At 34.4% G+C, this 21,863-nt stretch carries 19 protein-coding genes, 1 tRNA gene and 1 rRNA gene; 9 read left to right on the top strand and 12 right to left on the bottom strand.

Translation table 11 applies throughout. The features are described 5' to 3' along the window. Positions 1-222: 222 nt before the first annotated feature. A 5S ribosomal RNA gene (rrf, locus tag HNQ00_RS02170) occupies positions 223-332 on the top strand. Between the two features lie 951 nt (positions 333-1,283). Here rrf and HNQ00_RS02175 read toward each other — a convergent pair. Together HNQ00_RS02175 and gldJ are read right to left on the bottom strand one after the other, a co-directional pair. After that, the gene (locus HNQ00_RS02175; protein ID WP_173836651.1) at positions 1,284-2,567 is read right to left on the bottom strand and encodes a UDP-N-acetylmuramoyl-tripeptide--D-alanyl-D-alanine ligase; all 1,284 of its coding nucleotides are present in this window, start codon (positions 2,565-2,567) and stop codon (positions 1,284-1,286) included. Between the two features lie 57 nt (positions 2,568-2,624). Next, the gene (gene gldJ / locus HNQ00_RS02180) at positions 2,625-4,301 is read right to left on the bottom strand and encodes a gliding motility lipoprotein GldJ (RefSeq protein WP_173836653.1); all 1,677 of its coding nucleotides are present in this window, start codon (positions 4,299-4,301) and stop codon (positions 2,625-2,627) included. Positions 4,302-4,910: 609 nt separating this feature from the next. Here gldJ and porV point away from each other — a divergent pair. The 4 genes from porV to HNQ00_RS02200 all read left to right on the top strand — a co-directional run bounded on the left by porV (position 4,911) and on the right by HNQ00_RS02200 (position 9,465). Continuing rightward, entirely contained in the window at positions 4,911-6,080 is a 1,170-nt protein-coding gene (gene porV, locus HNQ00_RS02185; RefSeq protein WP_173836655.1) for a type IX secretion system outer membrane channel protein PorV, read from the top strand. 73 nt (positions 6,081-6,153) lie between these two features. Beyond that, positions 6,154-6,636: a cytidine deaminase gene (gene cdd, locus HNQ00_RS02190; protein ID WP_173836657.1), complete on the top strand. Its 483-nt coding sequence runs from the start codon at positions 6,154-6,156 to the stop codon at positions 6,634-6,636. Positions 6,637-6,779: 143 nt separating this feature from the next. Then, on the top strand, positions 6,780-7,778 hold the full coding sequence (gene pdhA / locus HNQ00_RS02195) for a pyruvate dehydrogenase (acetyl-transferring) E1 component subunit alpha (protein WP_173836659.1): 999 nt from the start codon (positions 6,780-6,782) through the stop codon (positions 7,776-7,778). Positions 7,779-7,785: 7 nt separating this feature from the next. Next, positions 7,786-9,465 (top strand): pyruvate dehydrogenase complex dihydrolipoamide acetyltransferase, encoded by a 1,680-nt coding sequence (locus HNQ00_RS02200; protein WP_173836661.1) that lies wholly within the window; start codon positions 7,786-7,788, stop codon positions 9,463-9,465. Between the two features lie 169 nt (positions 9,466-9,634). Here the strand turns inward: HNQ00_RS02200 and HNQ00_RS02205 are convergent, their stop codons facing one another. Next, a complete protein-coding gene (locus HNQ00_RS02205; protein ID WP_173836663.1) occupies positions 9,635-10,870 on the bottom strand; it encodes a glycosyltransferase in 1,236 nt (411 codons plus the stop codon). 298 nt (positions 10,871-11,168) lie between these two features. On the opposite strand from HNQ00_RS02205, the gene HNQ00_RS02210 reads away from it, so the two are divergent. Continuing rightward, positions 11,169-11,750 (top strand): MiaE family protein, encoded by a 582-nt coding sequence (locus HNQ00_RS02210; protein WP_173836665.1) that lies wholly within the window; start codon positions 11,169-11,171, stop codon positions 11,748-11,750. Positions 11,751-11,853: 103 nt separating this feature from the next. Here HNQ00_RS02210 and HNQ00_RS02215 read toward each other — a convergent pair. From HNQ00_RS02215 to HNQ00_RS02245, 7 genes are all read right to left on the bottom strand, one after another. Then, positions 11,854-11,928, bottom strand: a tRNA-Val gene (locus HNQ00_RS02215). 86 nt (positions 11,929-12,014) lie between these two features. Further along, positions 12,015-13,235 carry a bifunctional folylpolyglutamate synthase/dihydrofolate synthase gene (locus HNQ00_RS02220; protein WP_173836667.1) on the bottom strand — a complete coding sequence of 407 codons (1,221 nt, stop codon included), beginning with the start codon at positions 13,233-13,235 and terminating at the stop codon, positions 12,015-12,017. 48 nt (positions 13,236-13,283) lie between these two features. Next, positions 13,284-14,093, bottom strand: coding sequence for an energy transducer TonB (locus HNQ00_RS02225; RefSeq protein ID WP_173836669.1), 810 nt, complete (start codon positions 14,091-14,093; stop codon positions 13,284-13,286). A 37-nt stretch (positions 14,094-14,130) separates the two neighbouring features. Next, complete coding sequence (locus HNQ00_RS02230) at positions 14,131-14,523, bottom strand: ExbD/TolR family protein (RefSeq protein ID WP_173836672.1); 393 nt, start codon at positions 14,521-14,523, stop codon at positions 14,131-14,133. 44 nt (positions 14,524-14,567) lie between these two features. Beyond that, positions 14,568-15,272 (bottom strand): MotA/TolQ/ExbB proton channel family protein, encoded by a 705-nt coding sequence (locus HNQ00_RS02235; RefSeq protein ID WP_173836674.1) that lies wholly within the window; start codon positions 15,270-15,272, stop codon positions 14,568-14,570. Between the two features lie 207 nt (positions 15,273-15,479). Continuing rightward, complete coding sequence (locus tag HNQ00_RS02240) at positions 15,480-16,706, bottom strand: Glu/Leu/Phe/Val dehydrogenase dimerization domain-containing protein (protein WP_173836676.1); 1,227 nt, start codon at positions 16,704-16,706, stop codon at positions 15,480-15,482. Between the two features lie 104 nt (positions 16,707-16,810). Then, a complete protein-coding gene (locus HNQ00_RS02245) occupies positions 16,811-17,920 on the bottom strand; it encodes an anhydro-N-acetylmuramic acid kinase (protein WP_371738734.1) in 1,110 nt (369 codons plus the stop codon). Positions 17,921-18,135: 215 nt separating this feature from the next. Here HNQ00_RS02245 and HNQ00_RS02250 point away from each other — a divergent pair, with 215 nt between their 5' ends. The 3 genes from HNQ00_RS02250 to HNQ00_RS02260 all read left to right on the top strand — a co-directional run bounded on the left by HNQ00_RS02250 (position 18,136) and on the right by HNQ00_RS02260 (position 20,680). Next, positions 18,136-19,275 (top strand): acyl-CoA dehydrogenase family protein, encoded by a 1,140-nt coding sequence (locus HNQ00_RS02250; RefSeq protein WP_173836678.1) that lies wholly within the window; start codon positions 18,136-18,138, stop codon positions 19,273-19,275. Positions 19,276-19,387: 112 nt separating this feature from the next. Beyond that, positions 19,388-20,065: an SDR family NAD(P)-dependent oxidoreductase gene (locus HNQ00_RS02255; protein ID WP_173836680.1), complete on the top strand. Its 678-nt coding sequence runs from the start codon at positions 19,388-19,390 to the stop codon at positions 20,063-20,065. A 15-nt stretch (positions 20,066-20,080) separates the two neighbouring features. Next, complete coding sequence (locus HNQ00_RS02260) at positions 20,081-20,680, top strand: SprT-like domain-containing protein (RefSeq protein WP_173836682.1); 600 nt, start codon at positions 20,081-20,083, stop codon at positions 20,678-20,680. Positions 20,681-20,894: 214 nt separating this feature from the next. Here the strand turns inward: HNQ00_RS02260 and HNQ00_RS02265 are convergent, their stop codons facing one another. Both HNQ00_RS02265 and HNQ00_RS02270 read right to left on the bottom strand, forming a co-directional pair. After that, positions 20,895-21,146 carry a hypothetical protein gene (locus HNQ00_RS02265; protein ID WP_173836684.1) on the bottom strand — a complete coding sequence of 84 codons (252 nt, stop codon included), beginning with the start codon at positions 21,144-21,146 and terminating at the stop codon, positions 20,895-20,897. A 192-nt stretch (positions 21,147-21,338) separates the two neighbouring features. Then, entirely contained in the window at positions 21,339-21,563 is a 225-nt protein-coding gene (locus tag HNQ00_RS02270; RefSeq protein WP_173836686.1) for a hypothetical protein, read from the bottom strand. Between the last annotated feature and the right edge of the window lie 300 nt (positions 21,564-21,863).

A 21,863-nucleotide genomic window follows, 5' to 3' on the forward strand; every position in this document is an offset into this window, starting at 1 on the left:
AATAATCCGTAAGCTTATGTACACCCTTTCCAGTGCACGCAAGTGCACTGGGGAAACTTTCTAGTTCCTAGATTCTTTCAGAATGACATGGAATATAATACTTTTTTCTTTATCTCAGTATGTTAAGATATTGCAGCAAAGCTGCGTTTAAAGTTTAAGTTTAATGTTGCAAGTGGTATAACTTGAAACTATAAAAACCTTAAACTCCTTAAACAATAATCTTAAGGTGGTTATTGCGGCGGGGCTCACCTCTTCCCATCCCGAACAGAGTAGTTAAGCCCGCCTGCGCAGATGGTACTGCAGTTATGTGGGAGAGTATGTCGTCGCCTTTCTTTATCCTGAATTTATTTTAGGATCTCTAAGAACCCTTATCCAATCGGATAAGGGTTTTTTGTTGTGTAAACTATTGTACACAATTTTATGAGTTTAGCATAAACGACTTAATTTAATGCTAAGACTAGATTGTTTTACAGAGTTATTGATTTGAAATAATCAAGTCTATATGTTTATTTTCTAAATTGTATTTATTCACTACTTCTTAAAACCGTGGACAAATGTCTGATTGGAAACTTTTAATTGCTTTTTTTTCATATTAAGTGATGGGTGCATTGATTTTTATTATTCTTTGAGGGAACCAGGTTAATAGGGTTTACTATTTATACTGTATTGCCTTAATTATGGTAATGACTATCTTAGATTTGTTAGTTCAACTATATCAGGCCACTGCGGTAAATATTTAGTAGCTGCTTCTGTATTATTTGATTATTGGAGGTAAGGGAGTAAAGTGGGAAATTGGTTGCTCTTCAAGTAATGTAAACGTATGTGTTAAGCTAGTAAGTTTTGTTTTTAATTATTGATGACTTTTCTGTTAAATATCAATTAGCGTATGCATTGATATCAGTATAAAATTAGATTGCTAATATTCTTGTACAGATCATTTTATTATGTATACATACTATCAATTATTAAGTTAAAATAAGTTTTACGCTAGATGAAGGGCCTAATTTTAACGCAAAATGTGCGTTCTACGAATTAGTTGGTTAAATTTCTTTTAACGTAAGAGAGAGTTATAAGCTTGTAATATGAAATAATTGTTGAGATGTAGTCTAGTGTATTTATATTTATATTATTTGATTCTATCCAGGAGTATGTGCTATCAGTAGTGCTCTCGAAAGTTATAACAAGGCATCTTAAACTTGGTGATTATGGCATCATCATATACAAAAAATCTCCTTACTAAGTTGTAAAGAGATTGTGTCAGTAATATACTTTTTGGTGATCGTTTAAATTAAATCTAAGGTGCGTTCTAATTTCATTCCTCTTGAACCTTTTATTAGTATTGTACTGTCTGAAAATGCATTTTCATTTACAAATTTTTCTAATTGTTCGAAAGTATGATGAAAATGAACGTAATCAATAGTTTCTTTACATTGGTAAAAGTGAGTTCCAACGAAATGACAACTGATATTTTGGAAATTTTTCGCTGTTTCGACTATTGTTTGGTGTTCATGTTTACTTTCTTTTCCGAGCTCAAACATATCGCCTAAAATCATCACCTTATTTACTGCTTCTAATTGTGCAAAATTAGTTATTGCAACCGCCATACTACTTGGATTTGCGTTGTAGGCATCTAGTATTATTTTATTCGATCCTTTGTTTAATAGCTGTGATCTATTATTATCTGAAGTATAGAGTTCTAATGCTAACTTTATTTGTGTGAAATCGACTTTAAAATAAGTAGCAATTGCTATTGCCGCGCTTACATTAGATCCATTGTATAGTCCTATTAATTTAGTGGAAATAGTTTTATTTAAGACATTTATAGTGACTAGAGGGTCTGCTGTAATTGAGTTGATGTTAAGGTCTGCAACTTGTTTTTTTATTCCAAAGCTATACTTGCGGATATCTGCCGTCTTTTCCACTTGGATTTGATCATCTAGATTTACAAATGCTAATTTATCTGCTGATTTTAAATAATTATACATTTCGCTCTTGCCCTCAATTACTCCCTCTACACCACCAAATCCTTCTAAGTGCGCTTTTCCAAAATTAGTTATATAACCAAAATCAGGAGTAGCCAAGCTGCATAAAAATTCAATTTCTTTCTTATGATTGGCGCCCATTTCAACAATCCCAATTTCTGTGTTTTTATCGAATGATAATAATGTCAGTGGTACTCCTATATGATTATTTAAATTTCCTACTGTTGCTTTGGTGTTGAACTTTTGCGACAAGACGGCGTTAATTAATTCCTTTGTAGTTGTTTTTCCATTACTTCCTGTTAGCGCTATGATAGGTAATTTAAGATAATTTCTATGGTGCTTAGCTAACTCTTGTAATGTTTCAAGGCAGTTTTCGACAAGAATTGTTTGTTCGTTAATATAGTACGTAGTATCATCAATTAAAACGTATTTTGCGCCCAAATTTAAAGCTTGCTTAGCAAAGGTGTTTGCATTAAAGTTTTCTCCTCTTAGAGCTACAAATAGGCTGTTTTTTTCAATTTTTCTAGTATCAGTAGCAATGGCTGTGCATTGAAGAAATAGGCTGTGAATGTCTTGAATATTCATTGTGGATATGTTAAAAAAAAAGCCCTAATAAAAGGGCTTTTTGATATTATATTATAATTAGTTTCTTGCTGACTTTTTCTTTTTAGATTTTGGTCCTACGCTTGACATTGCACATCTGAAACCAATGTAATCTGTAGCCATATCTTGAGGGAAGTACCTTCTTTGTGCAGGGTCTAACCAATATGCTCTATCTCTCCACGATCCTCCTTTATATACCCTAGCATTGTCATTAATTAAAGTAGTTCTGGCGTTAGACCTATCATATTGTTTTACGATTTGGCCTAAACTATCAGTTGTTACATTATGATTAGGAGAGTTGTACATCTTTCTAGTATCTGATTCAATATCTGAATTAGATTCGTTGCCGTTCATGTAGTAGTTTCTTGACGACTGTCTGTCTCCATCTCTATAGTTTATATTGTTACTCTTGTCAAAATTTTGTCTTAGGTAGGTATCGTTAATGTCGATAGGTACTTGAGCGATTTCTCCGGGCAATGTTTTTACAATTATTTTCCCATTACTCAATGTGTCCATTTGCATTGTTTCGATAGTAACAATTTCTACTTTTCCGTCTTTACCAATTTTGTTCTTAGCGTATCTGTTTCCTCTATAGTAATTGAAATCATTTGCCTCATTGTCTATTATTGGTCTGTAAACATCCGCAACCCATTCGGCTACGTTTCCAGCCATATCATACAACCCAAAGTCATTTGCAGGGTATTTTTTAACTTCGTTTGTAATGTCGGCACCATCGTCTGACCAACCTGCAATTCCACCATAATCACCATTACCTTGTTTAAAGTTTGCTAATTGATCTCCTTTGCTTTGTCTTTTACTAGAACGTGTATTATTTCCAGACCAAGGATATTTCTTTTGACCTTTGTAAATATTGTACTCTCTTTGTCCTGCATCTGCTGCAGCTGCATATTCCCATTCTGCTTCTGTAGGAAGTCTATACTCTGGTAAAACAATTCCTGAAGAACGTTCTGCGTACACATTAGATTGTGCAATTGCGTTTCCGTTTGCGTCTACTTTGTTTCCTTTCTTGCTAGTTCCTTTTTTAAGAACTAAATTTTCATCACCTCCATAAGTTAATGTTGGAGCGATCAAATAAGTTTCGGTACTAAAAGAACTTTCAGCAGAAACATCATTCGTTTTAGCGCCTTTTTTAAGGTAACCATTTTTTTCTAGTGCAGCTTCGTTTACACGATCTGTTCTCCATTTGCTAAATTCATTAGCCTGAATCCAATTCACACCAACGACAGGGTAATTAGCGTAAGAAGGATGTCTTAAGTAATTATTAGTCATTGTCTCATTATATCCAAGTCTGTTTCTCCATACTAATGTATCTGGAGATGCACCTGAATAAATATATTTATATTTTTCCTCGCTAGGCGGGAATACTTTCTTTGTCCAGTCTAGGTATTCTAAGTACATGGCATTAGTAACTTCTGTCTCATCCATGTAAAAAGATTGAACGTGTTGCTGCGTTGGAGTGTTATTCCAATCATGCATAACATCATCTTGTACTTTTCCCATTGTGAAAGTTCCACCTTCTACAAATATTAATCCTGGTCCTTTTTGTTGTTTAACGGAAGCTTTTTTACCGTCAACATCCCAACCAGTAGCTCTAGATGTATTGCTAGAGCTAGATTTTTTACTACAGCTCGTAGCGCCTAAAATTAGAACCATAGGAACTATGAATCTTAAAGTCATGAATTTGTTTACTTTCATAATATTTTAAAGGTAATAAATTGGTTTTGCAATATAATAATTAACAATTAATGTGCAAGACCGTTTTAAATAATTTATACAGAAGAAACAATTAATTGTTCCTATATAATGCAAACGCAAAATTATATAAATTATTATTGATTTTTATAATTATGTGTCACAATTTTAGTTCCAAAGTTAAGATTTAATTAAGAAGATATTGGCAAAAAATAAATTTTGTGCTAGTTAAGAAATAATTTACAACTTTTGTGTATTGCTATCCTCTATTCGGTTGGCTTGTATTTGCTTATTAAATGCATCATTCTCGTTAATTTTTGATGTTTGTAACGAGTAAATTATGACATAGCGTGCAATTTTATACGTTAAAGTCAGTTTATAGTACTGTGTAGTTGCCGTAGTTGTCTTTTCTGCGCGCTAATTTTTGAGTGGTCATAATCTAATTTTTTGGTTTATCTATCGCTAACAAATAACTTTCATTTAAATTTCGATTTTTTTTGTGCGAATTAAATTGAAAAATGCAGATGCATTTAAGTTGTTAGTTTGCAAAGTATTTAAAACTTGTGATAGTTTAATAAAATACTATATTTGTTCAATGAATGTTATACTTCTATGAGAAAAACAATATTAGCAATTAGTTGCTTTGTCGGAATATCCTCGATTAATGCCCAAGATATGCGCATCTTAACTGGGGTTCCTTTTTTAACTGTTTCTGCAGATGCTAGGGCTGCTGGTATGGCTGATCAAGGTGTTGCAACTTCGGTAGATGTTTTTTCACAACAATGGAATCCTGCTAAATACGTATTTGCTGAAAATAAGCAAGGCTTATCTATAAGTTATACTCCTTACTTAACTGATTTAGCAAACGATATTTCACTGGGTCAATTAACCTATTATAACAAGATTAGTGATCGCGATGCCTTTGCGGGGAGTATTCGGTTTTTTGGTTTTGGTGACATTGAACTGAGACAAACGGGAAATGCTGAGGAGTCTTTTGTTACTGTTGCTCCTAGTGAATTGGCTCTTGATGGGTCATACTCTTTAAAGCTAAGTGAGAAGTTTTCTATGGCAGTTGCTGGTAGGTATATTCGATCTAATTTGAAAATAGCTTCAGCTGATGTTGACGCCAGTTCTGCTAGCACTTTTGCTGTAGATATTGCAGGATTTTATAGATCTGATGAAATCGCTTATAAAAACTTCAATGGTAGGTGGAGAGCTGGTTTCAATATTCAGAATATTGGACCTAAAATTAAATATGATAATGATCTTATAAATGTTGCTTATTTACCGACCAATCTTAAATTAGGAACTGGTTTTACTTTTATGTTGGATACAGATAATAAAGTTTCTCTTAACTTAGAATTAAATAAACTGTTAGTTCCTACTCCGCAAGACCCAGATTTAAATGGAGATGGCGAAATTACAAGTAGTGAGCGAGCGACAAACAATAATAACTATAGAGATATAGGATGGGTTCCTGGAATTTTTAAATCTTTTGGTGATGCACCTGACGGTTTTAGTGAGGAGCTTAAAGAGATTACTTATTCGGTAGGAGCAGAGTACTTGTATAGAGATGCTTTTGCTTTTAGATTAGGATATTTCAATGAAAATCAACTTAAAGGAGCTAGAAAATACTTTTCATTAGGTACTGGTTTTAAATACGATGTTGTTAAAGTGGATGTGTCTTACTTATTTTCTACATCAGCAATAAAAAATCCTTTAGAAAATACACTCCGTTTTTCATTAACCTTTAACTTTGGTGATAAATACACGGTATATTAAAAATTTAAAATAATAATAATTACTAATCCAAATTTCAGTTTCTTGAGATTTGGATTTTTTTTCCCTTATAGAAATGAAACAAATAGCTATTACAACACAATTTTCATCTTATGATTCAATAACTGAACTGTCAGTTGATATTCAAGAATTAATGCATGATGCTGTTACTGTTCGAAAAAATGCCTATGCACCCTATTCTCAATTCAAAGTTGGTGCGGCATTATTGTTAGACAATGGTAAAGTAATTTTGGGTTCAAATCAGGAGAATGCAGCATACCCATCTGGTTTGTGTGCGGAGCGTGTAGCTATTTTTCAAGCTGGTGCGGTTTATCCTGATGCTAAAATTTTAAAAATGGCAATTACTGCTGCCTCTGATACTAATAAAACAACGAGTCCTATTCCTCCCTGTGGTTCATGTAGACAATCAATAGCAGAATATGAAATTCGTCAAGAGACACCAATTGAAATTTATTTCATGGGTGAGGTTGGAGCTGTATATAAGTCAGATTCTCTTAAAAATTTACTTCCATTCATGTTTGATAAGAAGTTCTTATAAAAATAACAGAAAATTAGCTTTTTAATTTTACTTCTAAGTTTGAATGTCTTATTTTTGCGTTTCGCAAACTTGTTGGAGGAAACTATTTTGCGGAAGTAATTGATTAAACAATAAAAAAAACTTTAGCAAAAAGAACAACTGAGATGAAAGAAGTTACAAAAGAGGTTTATTTAAAGTGGTATGAAGATATGCTGCTTTGGAGAAAGTTTGAAGACAAACTAGCTGCGCTATATATTCAACAAAAAGTTAGAGGATTTCTACACTTGTATAATGGACAGGAAGCAGTGCTTGCTGGTGCATTACATGCTATGGATCTAACTAAGGATAAAATGATTACTGCTTATAGAAATCACGTTCAGCCAATAGGTATGGGTGTTGATCCTAAAAGAGTAATGGCCGAATTGTTAGGAAAAGTAACTGGTACCTCAAAGGGTATGGGTGGTTCAATGCATATTTTTTCAAAAGAGCATCGTTTTTATGGTGGACACGGAATCGTAGGTGGTCAAATACCTGTAGGAGCTGGTTTAGCATTTGCTGATAAATATTTTGAAACAGGTGGAGTTACAATGACCTATTTTGGTGATGGTGCTGCAAGACAAGGATCATTACACGAGGCATTTAATATGGCTATGTTATGGAAACTTCCTGTAGTTTTTATTGTTGAGAACAATGGTTATGCCATGGGTACTTCTGTAGAAAGAACAGCAAATCACACTGATATTTGGAAATTAGGATTAGGGTACGAAATGCCTTGCGGACCAGTTGATGGAATGAACCCTGTGAAAGTTGCAGAAGCAATGACTGAAGCAATCGACAGAGCACGTCGTGGTGATGGACCTACTTTCTTAGAGATGAAAACATATAGATATAGAGGTCACTCAATGTCTGATGCTCAGCTTTACCGTTCTAAAGAAGAAGTTGAAGAGTATAAAAAAATAGATCCTATTACTCAAGTATTGGATGTAATAAAAGATCAAAACTACGCTACTGAAGAGGAAATTGATGCGATAGATCAAAGAGTTAAAGTTTTGGTTCAAGAATGTGTTGATTTTGCCGAAGAATCAGAGTATCCTCCGATTCAACAGCTTTACGATGTAGTATACGAACAAGAGAATTATCCATTTTTACCTCACAAACTATAAAAATATTATGGCTATAAAAGTAACAATGCCTCGTTTAAGCGATACTATGACAGAAGGAACCGTAGCAACATGGCTTAAAAAAGTAGGTGATAAAATAAGCGAAGGAGATATTCTTGCTGAAATTGAAACAGATAAAGCGACTATGGAATTTGAGTCTTTCAATGAAGGTACTCTTTTGCATATAGGAATTCCTGCTGGAGAAACTGCTCCAGTAGATTCTTTACTAGCAATTATAGGTGATGAAGGTGAAGATATTTCTGCTTTATTATCTGGTGGAGAAGCTTCGGCTGATGCGCCAAAAGAAACGATTAGTACTCCTAGCGCAGATTCTAAAACTGAGGAAGCTCCTAAAGCTGAATCTAGTGCTGAATTGCCAGCTGGAGTTGTTGTTGTGACAATGCCACGTTTGAGTGATACAATGACTGAAGGTACTGTAGCGACATGGTTGAAGAAAGTTGGAGACAAAATTAGTGAGGGAGATATTCTTGCTGAGATTGAAACTGATAAAGCTACAATGGAATTTGAATCTTTTAATGAAGGTACTTTATTATATATAGGTATAGAAGAAGGGAATGCTGCCCCAATTGATAGTTTGTTAGCTATCATAGGTCCTGAAGGAACTGATGTTTCTGGTATTGCGTCTAATTATAAAGCAGGTGCAACAACAAATTCTAGCACCGAAACTACTGAGACAACTTCTACTAAGCAAGAAGCAACTGCTGATACTGCTGCGCCAGTTGAACAAGAAGCATCTGCTGATGGAAGAAGAATTTTAGCTTCACCACTTGCTAAGAAAATAGCAAGCGATAAAGGAATTCAATTAAATCAAGTGAAAGGTTCTGGTGAGAACGGAAGAATCATTAAAAGTGATATAGAAAACTTTACACCAGCTACTGCTGCAGCTCCAAAAGTGTCTGCAGAAAAAGAAGCTGCTCCTGCAACTGCTGCTAAAACAGAGGCTCCTGCAAAAGCTGCTGCGCCACAGGTTTATGTTCCAGTAGGAGAAGTATATAAAGAAGAAATCAAGAATTCGCAAATGCGTAAAATCATTGCGAAACGTTTAGCTGAGTCTTTATTCACAGCACCTCATTATAACTTGACAATTGAAGTTACAATGGATGAGGCTATGAAGTCAAGAGCCACAATCAATTCACTTCCTGATACTAGGGTGTCTTTCAATGATATGGTCATCAAAGCATGTGCTATGGCATTGAAAAAACATCCTAAAATTAACTCTCAATGGAAAGAAGATGCAATTACTATTAATCACCACGTAAATATTGGTGTTGCGGTAGCTGTTGAAGATGGTTTAGTAGTTCCTGTATTGAAATTTACAGATGCAATGAGCTTATCTCAAATTGGAGGAAGTGTTAGAGATTTAGCAGGAAGAGCTAAAAACAAAAAATTATTACCTACAGAAATGGAAGGAAGTACTTTTACTGTTTCTAACTTAGGGATGTTTGGTATCGTTGAATTTAATTCAATTATTAATCAACCTAATTCAGCTATTTTATCTGTAGGTGCTATAGTTGAAAAGCCAGTTGTTAAAGACGGTCAAATCGTTGTTGGAAACACAATGATGCTATCTTTAGCATGTGACCACCGTACAATCGATGGAGCAACTGGAGCGCAGTTCTTACAAACATTAAAACAATATATTGAAAGTCCAGTTACTATGCTTGCATAATTTCTAAACTTATATAAATATAAAACCCGTCTTGATTCAAGACGGGTTTTTTTATGCTAAAACAAGTAATAAAATAGTGTTGTTTCTAAACGATACTAAACTTTCTTTAATATTTTTTTATTGTTATGTGCTTGTGGTTATTTACTCAGAATACTCAAAATAAAGTGATTTAAACTTTGTTCTTCTCTTCAATCCACTTCGCCATGTACTTTGTGCTTTTTAGGCTGTGATGTTGCAATAGCTGCCCCATAAAGTTATTTAATCTATGTTGTTCTAAGTTGGTTCTTAATAGCTGTATGCAATTTTTAAAGTCTTCATTGTATTTGTCTCTCTTAAATCGATTCTCAATTATTTTTACCCCTTTTTTTTGTGCTTCGATCCACAATTGTCTGTTACTGTATAGTGCTGTTGCTTGTGTCGCAAAAGTTTCAGGGTCGTCGGTTATGTGGCCATTCCATGCTAGTTTGCCGTGCATTGACTCGGCACCAATTTGTGTGGTTATGCTTGGAGTGCCGTTAACCATCGCTTCGACTAGTTTGCCTTTTATGCCCGCTCCAAAACGGATAGGGGCTAAGACTATTCTAGCTTTGCTTACCACTTTGTCTGCATTTTCGGCTCGTCCTTTTATTAGGAATCCACTTTTTGAATTGTTTAATTGTAGCACTTTTTGAGTAGGGTAGGCGCCATAAATATTTAAGTTGGCTTCTGGGATTTTATTCTTAATCAATGGCCATATTGTTTCTTTTAAGTATTGCACAGCATTCCAATTAGGCTCATGTAAAAAGTTACCAATAAAAATAAAATCTATTCGCTCTTCATAAGCTGGTAATTTTTCTAGAGGTTTAATTTGGTTGTCGTCTAGTAATAGCGGTAAGTAATATAAAAGACTTTTTCTTATTTTGAATAGTTTTGTAAGTAGCTTCATTTCGAATTTAGAAATCATCAAGGTCAAGTCGCATCTTAAAATACTCGCAATCTCTCTTTTTGCTACTTCCTCTTGTAATAAATCGTTGTTGCTAAATCCTCGATTTTCTTTAAATGCTTTTTGTCTCGAAAGTCTTAAGCAATGTAAATCCTCTGTGTCTAAAATTCTAATCGCATCTGGACATTGTTCTGCTACTCTCCATCCAAATTGCTCTTCGATCATAAAACGATCAAATAAAACGATTTTGGGATTTAGGCTTTTAATATAAGTATCGAATGTTTCTGAGTTTAATAGAATGGACTTTTTTTCTACATTGTATTGACTAAGTTCCACCATGTGCTCGCTATCTTGAGCTGGACTAGCAAAAGTAATTTTGAAACCTTGTTCTTGAAAAAGACTTATCAGTGCCATCATTCTGCCACCTGCAGCGGAGGAATTAGGTTCAGGCCAAACAAATCCAATTATTAAAAGTGTGTTCATCGTTCTATTGTAGATTTATATTAGGTACAAAATAAGTCTATTTTGCTTAAAATAACTTTCAAATACTTAATTTATGATGGTATGTAGTCGTTTTTTTTTTGCGTGAGGGATAGTAGTGGAAATCCTTTTATGGAATGTAATGAAATAAAAGATTGTATCGAATAGCCCGACCCGACGACCCTGATTGCGATCGGGGTTTCGGAGGGACACGCCCAAAATGTTCCAATGTTGATTATGGAAAGGATTTAACTTAATTAGAAAGAAAACACTAATTTTGTAAAAAATAAAACGAACGGCGATGTTAGGATTGAAATTAGTCACAGACCCACGATGGGTAAATATAGTAGAATCGAATATTGAGGAGATTTTAACAGATCATGCTTGGTGCGAACAAAAAGCAGCATCAAATGCGATAAGTTTAATTACCCAGAATTCGGAGAAGGAAGAATTAGTTTCTGAGCTGATGATTATTGCTCAGGAAGAAATTGAGCATTTTAAAATGGTGCACGATCTTATAAAAGAACGCGGACTCAACTTTGGTCGAGAACGTAAAGATAGCTACGTTAACGAACTTTTTAAATTCATGAAAAAAGACGGTAGTAGGAACGATGCTTTGTGTGAGCGCTTGCTGTTTTCGGCTATGATAGAGGCAAGAAGTTGTGAAAGGTTTAAAGTGCTATCAGAAAACATTAAGGATCCTATATTAGCTAAGTTTTATAGAGATTTGATGGTCAGTGAAGCGGGACACTATACTACTTTTTTAGGCTTTGCTAGAAAATATGCAGACAATGTAGATGTTGAGAAGCGCTGGCAAGAGTGGATTACTTATGAAACTTCGATAATTACTAATTATGGTAAGCAAGAAACAATTCACGGGTAACAAACAAATAGTATGATAATCGAAAAGCCAATTCAGATATGAGTTGGCTTTTTTATTTGACTTTAGTGCAAAAAAAAACTTCTCAATTTCTTGAGAAGTTTTGTGGGCGATGAGGGGTTCGAACCCCCGACCCCCTCGGTGTAAACGAGGTGCTCTGAACCAGCTGAGCTAATCGCCCTAGTGCAATTTGATAATTTTAATTTCCTTATTGCGAGTGCAAATATAAGACTGTTTTTTGGATAAACAAGCATTTTAAAAAAAAAATTATAAAATTTCTGCAACTACAAATGTACTTCCGCCTATGTAGATAAAATCAGTGGGAGTCGCCAAAAGCAGTGCTTTTTCATAAGCTTCTGTTACTGAATTGAATGCTTTTCCTTTTAATCCAAAAGTATTTGCTTTTTCCATTAAAATTTGTGCGTCAAGTCCTCTGGGATTATTTGGCTTGGCAAAATAATATTTTGCATCTGTAGGAAGAATAGGTAGTATGTCATCAAGATTTTTATCATTAACTACTCCAAAAACAATATGAATATTCCTGAATTCTTCAGAATTGATTTGGTTGACTACTATTTCTAAGCCCTCTTTATTATGTGCGGTATCACAGATGACGGTTGGCTTTGTCCTAATTTGTTGCCACCTGCCTAGTAATCCCGTATTTCTTACAACGTTTAATAATCCTTCTGTGATGTTGTCTTTGCTTATATTGAAAAGCTGTAATGAATTAATTACGGCTATCGTTTGTAAGACGGTTTTTTTATTGTGTGCTTGATAATGTCCTATTAAATCTGACGGGTATTCTACAGTCACTAAATCAGAAGCGAAATAGATTTTTGATTTATTTTTAGCAGCAGTAACCTCAAAGACTTGTTTTGTTTCTGGTTTGTATTCACCTATTATAACGGGAATGTTTTCTTTGATTATTCCTGCTTTTTCGGCAGCAATTAAGGCAAGTGTGTTTCCCAGAAATTGCGTGTGATCTAAACCAATATTTGTGATAACAGATGCTAAAGGGGAAATTATATTAGTGGCATCTAATCTACCGCCCATACCCACTTCAAAGATTGCAATATCAACTTGCTCTTGCTTGAAATAATCGAAAGCTAATCCTACGCTCATCTCGAAAAAACTGATATCGTGCTCTTCAAAAAAGGTTTTATTAGAAGCAATAAATTCACAAACGAATTTTTCAGATATGGGATTACCATCTATTTTTACTCTTTCTCTAAAATCTTTTAAGTGTGGAGAGGTATATAGTCCCACTTTATAACCAGCTTCTTGGAATATAGAGGCAAGCATGTGAGAAGTAGATCCTTTCCCGTTTGTTCCTGCGACGTGAATGAATTTTATTCCTTCTTGAGGGTTTTTAAGGTGTGAGATAAGCGCATTAGTATTTGCTAAATCTTTTTTATAAGCAGAAGCTCCCTGAGTTTGGTACATAGGAAGTTGGTTGAACATCCAATCTGTAGTTTCTTGGTAATTCATTTTTGGTATTTTAATTTTTAAGATTGTAGCACGTTTATTAACTGCTGATTATTCTCCAAGTTTGAAGTTTACAGTAATAAATCCGATTTGAGTTTCGGGAGCATTAGAGTCAGCTTGCCATTTGTACTTTCTTGCAGTTGCTAGTGCAGGTTCTACTAAGCAGGGATTGGTATTTGTGGTTCCTTTTGTGTATTTTGCACTTACTACATTTCCGCTACGGTTTACAGTAATTTGTACTACAACAGTTCCAAATTCGTTGCATTTTTGTACTTCTTTACCTCTTGAGCTAATTGTTCGACCATTTAAACCCCATCCACCCGCAGTACCGCTACCACCGCCGGAGCCGTAGTAACTATTGGCATAGGGATCACCATTCAAGCTTCCTTTATCTCCAGGTTTATTGTCGTTTCCTTCTCCACCGCTTGCTCTACCGTCAGACTTTGGTCCGTTGATTAAACTAGATAACGCGTCTGAAGTACTTTTTGAGGGCTTAGGACTCTGTTTAGGTTGTGGTTTTGCAGCTTCTTTAATAACTTCTTTGGCGGGAGCTTTAGTTGGCTGCGTTTTTTTTACCTGCTTCATTACTGGAGCATCTTCAATATCTTGCGCAAGAACTTCGTCGTCACTAGATTTAGCTTCTTGAGCAGTTGTAGGTTGTGGTGCTGATGCGATTGCTTCTGTAGGTTGCTTGTCTCCAGATCCAAATTCTGTAGTTCCAAAATTAATGGCAATACCATTTTCTGGTGGTGGATCTAGAGAGGTCAGTCCTAAATAAAAAAACAAAATGAACATGATCACAAACAAAACTGTTGTGATGGCTAATGATTTTTTTTCCTCTTCTGTTTTAAAATATTTCATGTAAGCTGGTGCTGATTTTTATTCGAAAAAAAGGGTTTTATTTAGGTCTTACTGCAAGAACTACCTTGATTTGATTTCTATTAGCTATATCTAGTACATTGACTGCTTTTTCAATAGGTACACCTTCTTCTGCACGTAATATGATTGCTTTTTCTTTGTCGCTACCTAGTGTACTTAAAAGCTTAGCTTCTAGTTCGTTTTCAGGCACCGCTTCTTTATCGATGAAAAACTCGAGGTCTTTATTGATGCTTACTGAGATGTTTTTATTGCTGTCTGTTTTTCCTTTAGCTTTTGGTAATACTAGGTCTAGCGCATTTGTAGTAACCATTGTAGATGTCAACATAAAGAAAATTAGTAACAAGAAAACAATATCTGTCATAGATGACATATTAAATTCTGGACTAACTTTATTTCTTCCTCTTAAATTCATAATTTTATTTTGTTATCGGTAGGAATTAATCTTTAAAATTGTGTTTAAGCGGGATCGTTCAATAGGTCTAAGAAATCTACTGCATTGGCTTCCATTTGATGGACTATTTTATCTGTTTTAACCACTAAATGGTTGTAACCAACATAAGCAATAATCCCAACAACGAGTCCTACTACAGTGGTTGTCATAGCGGTATAAATTCCTTCAGATAAAGCTCCTACTTCAATTTGACCTCCTGCGCTGGCCATTTTATGAAATGCTTGAATCATTCCTACAACTGTTCCTAAGAAACCGGTCATAGGACCAGCTCCAGAAATTGTAGCAAGCATACTTACATTTTTCTCTAATTTATATATTTCTAATTTCCCAGCATTCTCAATTGCAGTATTGATATCGTCCAGAGGTTTTCCTATTCTAGAAATTCCTTTATCAATTAATCGTGCTACAGGAGATTTTGACTGTGCGCATAAGAATTTTGCATTATCGATACGACCGTTTCTAATATTGTCCCTAATTTGGCTCATGAAGCTACCGTCAATTTTTGAAGCTGCGTTGATTGCCATTAAGCGTTCAAAATACAAGTATAATGCTGCAAAAAACATTATAAATAAAGCGATCATAATGATTTGACCGGCTAATCCTCCGCTAGTTAGTAATTCGATAATAGACAAAGTCTTCTCTACCGGTACTGCTTCTGCTAAACTCTCTTGTGCTACAGATAGTGTGTCTGCTTGTAACATTAAACTCATACAAATTTTCTTTAGTAATGAAACGCTAATATATTATAAAAATTGTTACTTCTTTGTATAATAAAAGAAACAAAATTAGTTTTTAATCTGTGCTCTAATTTCCAATAATTATACCACAAATGAAGTAATTGAAATAAAAAATTTAGCCAAATGATAATTCACGAATGAAAACCATTTGGCTAAAATTAAACTATTATCTGGTTGCTACTACACTAGTTGCTTTAAAGCAATTTCGAAGGCAGTTGCACTAATATTTGTTTTGCTATTGTTTAATGCATGTGCTTTTACAATGGCGTTTTTAATAATTTCAGAAGTGTCATGAAAGATCGCTTCATCAGTCATTTGGACTTTTTTCTCCATGAAGTAAGCAAATACTCTAGCCATACCACAATTAGAAATGAAATCAGGTATCAAACTTACTTTGTGGTCAACATCTTCCATAATAGGCCCAAAGAAAATTTCTTTATCTGCAAAGGGAACATTAGCGCCACAAGATATTACCTCAAGTCCGCTTGCAATTAGACTGTCTATTTGGTCTTGTTGTACTAGTCTTGAAGCAGCGCAAGGGGTGAAGATTTCAGCACCAAGGGTCCATATTTTTTTGTTGATTTCGTCAAAAGGAATCATTTTGTCTGAAACCAATTTATTGCCATCTTTGTTTAAAAACAATTCTTTAATTTCTTCAAATGAGAAACCGTTTTCATTGATTAGTCCACCATCTCTATCGATGATACCTACCACTTTTGCGCCCATGTCAGCTAAATAAAAAGCAGCTGCAGATCCTACATTTCCAAAACCTTGTACAATTGCTTTTTTACCTTTTACATCGCCACCATAGGTGCTGTAAAAATGTCTAACTGCTTCTGCAACACCGTATCCAGTAATCATGTCGGCAATAGTATATTTTCTAGCTACATCTGGAGAGAATTGTGGGTTTTCGATCACCTTTACAACTCCTTGACGCAATTGACCTATACGGTTAATTTTATCAGCTTCTGTAGGTTTAAAATGGCCGTTGAAAACACCCTCTTGTGGATGCCAAACACCACACTCTTCGGTCATTGGGATTACTTCGTGTATTTCATCAACATTTAAATCACCACCAGTCCCGTAGTAGCTTTTTAACAAGGGAGAAACTGCTTTATACCAGCGTTGTAATACACCTTTTTTTCTTGGATCATTAGGGTCAAAATTAATTCCAGATTTAGCTCCACCAATTGCTGGTCCAGAAACAGAAAATTTAACCTCCATTGTTTTGGCTAGAGACAAAACTTCGTTCATGTCTAATCCTTTTCTCATTCGAGTACCACCACCGGCAGCTCCTCCTCTTAATGAATTAATTACAGTCCAACCTTCAGCTTCAGTTTCAGAATCCTTCCAGTTAAAAACAATTTCAGGTTCTTTATTTTCAAATTTCTTTAGTAAATCTTTCATTTTGTTGTGATATGTTTATTTTTACAAATATAAAAAAAGGAATAATGCGAATCATTTAATAAACTATAATTTTTTTAGAAAAATAAGTATACAAATATTCTCTCTTATTTTGCGGTTATAAAGTCCTTTTCAAGTGGTGAAGTGGGTCTAGGATAAATCCTTCCTGATGAGTGATCTCTACGTGCGCCAGTTACACTTTTTAAAACATTAATCTCTTCACGCAATTTCAAAATACCTAGAAACCCAAAAATTAGTGCTTCTTTAAATTCAATTGTTTTTCTGTCTGGAATCACAATATGTAGTAAAGGTAATTTCTCTTGAAGTTTTTCGATCAAGAAACTGTTGTAAGCTCCGCCTCCTGTAATTAAAATAGCTGCTTTTCTATTAGGCAAGACTGCTGCGATTTGTTGCGCTATATGATGCGTAAATGTTGCTATCTTATCTTCGATACTAATTGAATAAGAATCAATAAGCGGAATTGCAATTTCTTGTACAAATTCGTATCCCAATGATTTAGGGTGCGGTATTTTATAATAGTCAAGTTCGCTTAACTCCTGTAATAATTTAGTATCGACTTTAGCTTGTCTAGCAATTTTTCCTTGGTCGTCATAAGGTAGGTTTAATTGATTTGCATAAAAGTTTAATACGGTATTCACAGCACAAATATCATAGGCGATTTGGTTCCCGTCTTCAGTGTAAGAGATATTAGAAAACCCGCCTAAATTCATGCAATAATCATATTGATTGAAAAGTTTTTGATCACCAATAGGTACTAGAGGAGCTCCCTGACCACCTAGCGCTACATCGTCTACTCTAAAATCACAAACCACAGTTTGATCAATTAATAAAGCGATCTCCTTTTGGTTTCCTATTTGCAAAGTGATACCTTTATGAGGTTGGTGTAAAATAGTATGGCCGTGAGAGCATACAGCATCGATAGTATGCAATTTGTTTGTAGTGATAAATCGCTTTATAATGCTAGCTAGAGTAATGGTATACGCATTGTTTAGATGTGATAATGATGTAGCGTCGAGATTTAGAGCGTTTTTCAACTTTTCTACCCAGTCATCGCTGTATGCAACCGTTTGGGCTTCCAGGATTTTAAATTGCCAAATTCCGTCAATGATGGAAAATTGTATATGAGCGAGATCGACTCCATCGAGGGAAGTTCCTGACATAACTCCGATAACGTTATAGTTTTCTTTTATCATCATGCTAAATTATAAATCAAAATTGAAAATTTCATAAGAATAAAGTATCTTTGACTACTTTTTTTATGTATATAGGTAGTAAAGTTAAACTACATCAAATATTCATCAATTCTCAAGCTTTGAAAAATACTGTGTTGAATGCTGTTTAAGTTGTAAATTTACATCAAAAGAAAAGGAATAAGAAGAATAAAAAAATTAATAAAAAACGAAATAGAATTATGGATTTTAATCTAACCGAAGAACAATTAATGATTCAACAAGCAGCTAAAGATTTTGCTGTAGCAGAATTGTTGCCAGGAGTTATTGAACGTGACGAACATTCAAAATTTCCGACTGAACAAGTTAAAATGATGGCTGATTTAGGCTTCATGGGAATGATGGTAGATCCTAAATATGGTGGGTCAGGTTTAGATAGCATTTCTTATGTTCTTGCAATGACTGAAATAGCTAAGATAGATGCCTCTGCAGCGGTTATCATGTCAGTTAACAATTCACTAGTATGTGCAGGTTTAGAGAAATATTGTAGTGAAGAACAAAAAATGAAATATTTAGTTCCTTTAGCTAAAGGAGAAGTAATTGGTGCTTTTTGTTTATCTGAGCCAGAAGCTGGTTCTGACGCTACGTCTCAAAAAACAACAGCTATCGATAAAGGAGATTATTACCTTTTAAATGGTACAAAAAACTGGATAACAAACGGATCTACGGCTTCTACTTATATTGTAATTGCACAAACTGATATTGAAAAAGGACACAAAGGAATTAATGCTTTCATCGTTGAAAAAGGATGGGCAGGATTTGATATTGGTCCAAAAGAAAGAAAAATGGGTATTCGTGGATCAGATACGCACTCATTAATGTTTAATGATGTAAAGGTTCCTAAAGAAAATAGAATTGGTGCTGATGGATTTGGATTTGCGTTTGCAATGAATGTCTTGAATGGAGGAAGAATTGGTATCGCTTCTCAAGCATTAGGTATCGCTACTGGAGCTTATGAAGTTGCATTGAAATATTCTCACGAAAGAAAAGCATTTGGTAAGGAAATTTTTAATCACCAAGCAATAGCTTTTAAATTAGCTGATATGTATGTAAAAGTTACTGCGGCTAGATTATTAGTAATGAAAGCAGCGTGCGAGAAAGATGCAGGTATGGATATTGCACACTCTGGTGCAATGGCAAAATTATATGCTTCTGAAATTGCTTTAGAAGTAGCAAACGAAGCGGTTCAAATTCATGGTGGTAACGGATATGTTGCTGAATACCATGTAGAACGTATGATGCGTGATTCTAAGATTACTCAAATCTATGAAGGAACTTCAGAGATTCAAAGAATTGTAATTTCTAGAGGTTTGACTTCATAAGGTAAGCTTCGTATAAAGTATTTTAAAATCCATTTTCCTTAATTAGGAGAATGGATTTTTTTTTGCCAATAGTGATGTGGAATATTTTAGTTGTTTTGTTTATTTTTGTACTATGAAAAATATTATTATTACAGGAACGAGTAGAGGTATAGGGTATGAAATGGCATTGCAGTTTGCTAATGCAGGACATAATGTTCTGGCAATATCTAGAAAAACACCACAACAGCTTGTTGATCACAAAAATATTGAGTGTCTCTCAGTCGATTTGTCTGAAGAAACACAATTAGATAAAGTAACCCATTTTCTTTCTACCACTTGGAAAAATGTAGATGCTATCATTCATAATGCTGGTAGCTTAGTTAATAAACCTTTTCAAGAACTGAGACAAGCTGACTTTGAAAGTGTATACAAGGTAAATGTTTTTGCTGTAGCTAATTTGACACGTATCTGTATTCCGTATTTAAAAAAAGGAAGCCATGTTGTAACAATTAGTTCTATGGGTGGTATTCAAGGAAGCTTAAAGTTTGCAGGTCTTGCAGCTTACAGTTCTAGTAAAGGAGCTGTCATAACTTTATCTGAGTTACTTGCCGAAGAATATAAAGAGCAAGGAATATCATTTAATGTGTTAGCATTAGGATCAGTACAAACAGAAATGTTAGAAGAAGCTTTTCCAGGTTACCAAGCGCCTATAAAGGCAGTTGAAATGGCTGACTATATTTATAATTTTACGTTGACTGGGAACAAGTATTTCAACGGAAAAGTGTTGGAAGTTTCGTCTACTAATCCATAAAAGTTACTACTAGTTTTGATTGAAACACTTGCTAAATATATTCCCGAACACGCTGTTAAACCTGTATTTGATTTAATAGTAGGCAACCAAGTACATTTAAAGATTGTAAATGAACGAGCCACGCGTCATGGTGATTATAGAAAAGGTCCTAGCGGCAAACATGAAATAACGGTTAATTCTAGTTTAAATAAGTACAAATTTCTAATTACGCTTATTCACGAAATAGGTCACTTAGTTGCCTTTGAAAAGTTTGGTCGAAAAATCAAGCCGCATGGCCAAGAGTGGAAATACACATTTCAACAATTAATGGTGCCTTATATTAGACCAGAGATTTTTCCTAATCATCTTTTACCATTACTTGCGAAGCACTTCAGAAACCCTAGTGCAAGTAGTGATACTGATGCAAATTTAGCGCTAGCTCTAAAGCAATTTGACAAGCAAAATGATAACAACTACGTTTTTGAAATTCCGTTTGGCAGCGTTTTCAGAATCAAAAACGGTAAGATATTTAAGAAAATGGCGGTGCGTACAAAGCGTTTCGAGTGTCTAGAAATAAGCTCAGGGAAATTGTATTTGTTCAATCCAAATGCAGAGGTTGAATTACTACCAAATTAAAACAAAAAACGGAGACTGATTTTAAATCGATCTCCGTTTTTTTTATCGGTTTCTCGTTTTCGGTTATATCCTTTACTTTTAACCTCCAATTCCGGAATGTAATTCAATAAAATTAGCCATAGATGCAACTCAAGCGACAATTATGACATATTTTGGATATACAATTCTACAGAGATTTTATGTGTTATTCTCCTCGTATTTAATGGGGATAGTTTTATGATCCGGCACTAAGAAAGTTGAGCGAGCTGACAATCCATAAAATAGGTTTCCAGAAAACAACATAGGTAATAATGGTCAGAATTGAGAATAGTGCCCAAAACCCAAAATTGGCCTCTCTCACAAATGTTGGGAAAAATTCATTTAGTGCCACGTAAATCCCAAATGGAACAGCTAGAAAAGCAAAAACAACCCAAGCGGCTAACTTGATAAAAAAAGCGATGCAATTCAATAAAAATTGTGCTAACATAATTAAAATTTGTGGTGACTTTTGTCACATTAATAGAATGGTGAAAAGAAGTAATAAACATTTTGTAATTTCGACTTTATAAATTAGATGATATACAAATAAAACTCTGTCATTGAGTCGTTTGATTTAGTATGTTTTCTTGTAATTTTATTACAGTAATTTTTCTACTCACTAACAATGTTTAGGAGTAGATTATATAAAATAATCTCTTTTATTCTTTGTAGGTTCGTCGTCATCCATAGCTACAATTAACCCGCCAATAAGGAGTGTAAAGCCCGCGCCAATGATGCCGCCAATATTCCCTTTTTTTCCGGCGAATGATGCAATTGCCATTCCTGCCGCCGCACCTGCAGTTAGTAATTCACTAGCATTGCCTAAGTTTAATTCTGATTTAGATCTCTTTTCTGGATTTTTCATAATTTTTGATTTAAAATTGATATTGCAATGATATTGCATCCTACTGCCATTTTGTGTCATTATGAAAAAAAAGTATAAAAAATTCTTTTTACATTGGTCTATTTACTTTTTCCATGAGATGACAAATGAATTTATATTTAGTCAAAGAGTTCCTAGTATAAAGCCGATACAATATGAAAATAGTACAACGTAATTGTACTAAATTGACCCTCGCCTGAAATTGCAAATAGGCGAACCAAAATGTATTTGGTATTATCTTGAAATGAAACGTAATAGAATATCTCTTACTCTAACTAGCAT

Source organism: Flavobacterium aeripolare, assembly GCF_013294025.1.
Classification (GTDB): Bacteria; Bacteroidota; Bacteroidia; order Flavobacteriales; family Flavobacteriaceae; genus Flavobacterium.